This is a genomic window from Pseudomonadota bacterium (assembly GCA_010028905.1).
Lineage (GTDB): Bacteria > Vulcanimicrobiota > Xenobia > RGZZ01 > RGZZ01 > RGZZ01.
In genome coordinates, this window is the sequence record RGZZ01000459.1 from 1 (window position 1) to 4,037 (window position 4,037).

3 protein-coding genes and 3 tRNA genes are annotated in these 4,037 nt (G+C 63.3%); 3 read left to right on the plus strand and 3 right to left on the minus strand.

The window, feature by feature from the left end; all coding sequences use genetic code 11:
• Positions 1-216 precede the first annotated feature (216 nt).
• Complete coding sequence (locus tag EB084_21120) at positions 217-1,329, plus strand: hypothetical protein (protein ID NDD30770.1); 1,113 nt, start codon at positions 217-219, stop codon at positions 1,327-1,329.
• 918 nt (positions 1,330-2,247) lie between these two features.
• Here the strand turns inward: EB084_21120 and EB084_21125 are convergent.
• The 3 genes from EB084_21125 to EB084_21135 all read right to left on the minus strand — a co-directional run bounded on the left by EB084_21125 (position 2,248) and on the right by EB084_21135 (position 2,520).
• A tRNA-Phe gene (locus tag EB084_21125) sits at positions 2,248-2,323 on the minus strand.
• A gap of 36 nt (positions 2,324-2,359) precedes the next feature.
• Positions 2,360-2,435 (minus strand) — tRNA-Asp (locus EB084_21130).
• A gap of 8 nt (positions 2,436-2,443) precedes the next feature.
• Positions 2,444-2,520 (minus strand) — tRNA-Val (locus EB084_21135).
• An 836-nt stretch (positions 2,521-3,356) separates the two neighbouring features.
• On the opposite strand from EB084_21135, the gene EB084_21140 reads away from it, so the two are divergent.
• Positions 3,357-3,659, plus strand: a complete 303-nt coding sequence (locus tag EB084_21140; GenBank protein NDD30771.1) for a transposase — start codon at positions 3,357-3,359, stop codon at positions 3,657-3,659.
• Positions 3,660-3,829: 170 nt separating this feature from the next.
• Positions 3,830-4,037, plus strand: a 208-nt coding sequence (locus tag EB084_21145) for an IS3 family transposase (GenBank protein NDD30772.1), incomplete at its 3' end; no start/stop codon positions are given.

The following is a 4,037-nucleotide window of genomic DNA, read 5'->3' on the forward strand; positions in this document are numbered from 1 at the left end:
CTCTCAGAGCAGGAGAAAGAGAAGGGGAGAGCGGCGTATGTACAGAGAAGGCACGCACACCAGCACAGCTCGTCGACCTTCCGCTCGCCGGCCTGACACGAGCGGTTCCTGCACGATCGGGGCCTCGCACGAGAAGGGCGTATATGAGCGGAGGGAAGGACATCAGGACGGCGCGCACCGGCGCAAGGCGGGGCTGCAAGAGGGGAGCGAACGACCTTGGTCAGCGCACAGCACATCTACAGCATCCTCGAGCGCGAGCTGCCCACACGCAGCCTGCCGCGACTCTTCCACCATCTGCTCACATTCGTTGGGGCCTCGATCCTCATCACCTTTCTGGCCCTCGTCAGCATGACACTGGGGTCAGCAAGAAGCCGACGCAGTCGTCGAAGTGTCTACACCGACGCTGAGTTCCACGACTACCTCTACCGTGCGGTGCCTTGTTTGCTGGGACTGTTTTTCGTCTGGGCATTCATCCGAGGACGAAAACTCGCGCAATACGCAGAACTCTCGCCAGACCTCGGTTCTGACGCAGATCTGGAAACGACGCGAGAGCGCTCGATCGGCTGCCAGCTGGCCGCCTTTGATGCGCTCGCCGTCGCCTTCTACAGCGGAGTCAGCGGCCCGTTCGAACGCGCGGAGTTCACCTCTGATGACCTGCGCATCGCCGCCGCCCTGCTCAGCGGTTGCCTCAACGAGGGAGAATGTCGTCGCGACGCGCTGATCTCCGCTGTGATTGCGGCCGGCGCCGACACCTCGCGCGCCCACGTGGAGCGTGTCATCGAAGGGCTGAAACGGCACGGCTACCTCATGTCAGGAATGGAGAACCACACGCTCACGGTCCCTTCCGATCGGGCAAACGTCCTTCAAGAGGAGCGCCAGAGCATTCCGCCCGCAGTCTACGGGCTCGGTGCGCTGCTGCTGTGCGTGTATCTGGGGTGGTGCTACTGGCCTGAAGATTCGGTCCGTGTCCTGGTGAAGAACGTCTACCCCAAAGTGCAATCGTGGGGCACCGCTGACGGCTACCTGCGACCTCCCGTGCTCCTGATCGACATCAACACCAGAGCCGTGAGCGACCAGCAGCAGACGCTCCCCACGTCGCTGCGGGCCCGCGGAGTCAGCGACGCCAGAACGATGGTCTTCATCTGGACAAGGGAGCTCAAGTACCCAGGGGACTGTCAGACCGACGTCGTCTGCTACCTCTGGGACGTCGAGAAACAAGCAGGCGTGGGAACGAACGGCTTCAAGACCCATCAGATGGGCGACAATATGCCCCCCCTTCCCTACAACCAGGCCCTTGCCTGGCTGCTGAATCTACCCCTGAAGAAATAGTCGCCGCCACCCAAAGCCCACAAGAACGAACCCGTCGCCGGGTCGCGCCCAAGCTCTTCGAGAACCTGGCGTATGGTCTCGTCTGCGCCGTTGAGCGGGCCTCGATGAACCTTGTCACGCGTCAGACTGATCCGCGCCCCGCAGCGGGGCACCTGGCAATCCGCACCAGGATGGTCGGGGTCAGCGCGGACAAGGATCGGGGGGACTGCCCCGGATTCCCATCTGCATACATCCGCAGGGCGGTCGCCACGTCCTCGAGGTTGCTGCCGCATAGCGGATACGCAGAGATCCCGTGGCGCATGAAACGGGTTGCGCCACACCCGGTTACGCCCATCAGCGGCAGCAAGAGCTAGAGGCAGACGGCCCAGCGCAGGCGCGGAGATCGTAGGGTCGCTTGCGGATTCCCGAACCGGCGGCGTCGCGCCACCCGTCCTACTTGAAACTTCGCTCGCCGCTGACGCGTGAGCGGGGTCTGCCCAATGCTTCCAACCACAGTGGGGTGCTCCCTTACTGGTTTGCTTCCAGTCCGCCACAGAAAGAGCGAGAAGACCGTGAGGCCGGGTGCGATCGGCAGACAGCGTCGCCCCCCGTGCCGACGGGGGGGCGCAGGGGACATTGGACTCGATCTCCACCCGGGGGTGCGGGAGATCGCTCGGCTTCGAGGTCTAGTGACTGAGGCAATCTGCATACTACGTGCCAACGGCGGTGACAAGCAGGCTGACAAGTTGTGGGCGGCGTTGGATGGTGGAAGGTAGGCGTACCGGAAGCCGTCGGTCTCGAACCTGCCAGAGTGCCCAGGGCGGTGGCGGTTCTGGTGGCGGTCCAAGTGGCTGTTTTAGTCCATCCGTGTCCCTGCGAGTCCACAAGTCCACGGCCACGACGGAAATCAAAAAACCCCGTCGATACGGGGTTTCTCTCTGGTGCCGAGGGCCGGAATCGAACCGGCCACACCATGATTTTCAGTCATGTGCTCTACCAACTGAGCTACCTCGGCAAAGCGCGCCTCGAGAGGCGCATATGAAGTTGTGATTGGCGGGGCCGACGGGAATTGAACCCGCGATCTCCGGCGTGACAGGCCGGCGCCTTAACCGCTAGGCCACGACCCCGCGTAATCTGGTGGGCGAAACAGGATTTGAACCTGTGACCTCATGAATGTGAACCATGCGCTCTAACCAACTGAGCTATTCGCCCCTGCGGTCACGCACAGGACGCGCGCAACGGACGTATATTAACGCACCCCCCCGACCTTGTCAAGCACTGTGACACCGCAGTGTGCAGATGAAGAACGTTGGTTTGGGCTTGTGGCAAGAACCTGGTAAGTATTCGGCACGTGAAGACCCGCGTAGTCGCCGGGCCCGTGGGCGCATCGGCTTCGCCGACCAGCACGGACCGGCCCGAGAGCCTCCTGCCGCAGCAGCGTGCGCCAATCTCGAGTGCGCCCCTGAACGCGGTCGGATGATGTGTACCCCCCTCTGCGGCTTTCGCATATGTCCACCACGACACCGTGGGGGACAAGCCCAGGTCCACCACGACACCGTGGGGGACAACGGCGCGGATCTGCACGAACGGGGGCGCACGGTGCCTGTCCACCACCACACACGACACCGTGGGGGACAACGGCGCGGATCTGCACGAACGGGGGCGCACGGTGCCTGTCCACCACCACACCGTGGGGGACATGCCCAGGTCCACCACGACACCGTGGGGGACAAGCCCAGGTCCACCACGACACCGTGGGGGACAAGCCCAGGTCCACCACGACACCGTGGGGGACTCCGCATGTCTTGCGGGGGATCCCGCTGTGCCTATGATAGGTGAGACACCCTGCCCCTCAAGAATTAGTGTAGGGCGGGAAGGGAGCCATCATGAACAACAACGGCAAGCCAGGCGAAGATCGGGTCGTGAAGTCCAAGCCGATAGAGGCGCAGCCTTCTATGCACTCGGCAGCCTATCGTGATCCGGAAGTGACCGAGAGACCCGTCCGACGGCAGTTCACCACCGAGTACAAGCTGCGCATCCTACGCGAGATAGATGAGAATCCCGGTCAGAAGAGCGCCATCTTGCGGCGCGAGGGGCTGTACTCTTCTCACCTCGGCAAGTTTCGACAGCTACGCGATCGCGTCGAGAACAAAGGCCTGGAGCCCCTGAAGCGAGGCCGCAAGCCCAAGGAGCGCAACCCCCTCGAGCGCCGCGTTGCTGAGCTCGAGCGCGAGAAACGCAAACTGGAGGGGCGGCTCAAGAAGGCCGAGCTCATCATCGACATCCAAAAAAAAGTCTCCGAGATGTTGGGGATCCCCCTGAACAACCGCGGTCTCGACGACGACGACTGATCGAGACGGCTCGCGCATCGGCTGAGGTCCTTGGAGCGCGAAACCTCTGCACGGCTCTGGGGCTGTCTCGTGCAACCTTCTACCGCCAGCTGAGGCCCTCGAGAGAGCGTGCTGCAGCACCGAGACGCCCGCCGCCGCCGCGTGCCCTGTCGCCAGCCGAAGAGCAATCCGTGCTGGCTCAGCTGCACTCCGACCGATTCGTGGACAGAGCTCCGGCCGAGGTCTACGCGACGCTGCTCGACGAGGGCACCTATCTCTGCTCCATCCGCACCTACTATCGCATATTGGCCAAGAACCAGGAGGTCCGCGAGCGCCGTGACCAGCTCTGCCACCCCGTCTACAAGAAGCCCGAGCTGCTGGCTACGGCGCCGAACCAGG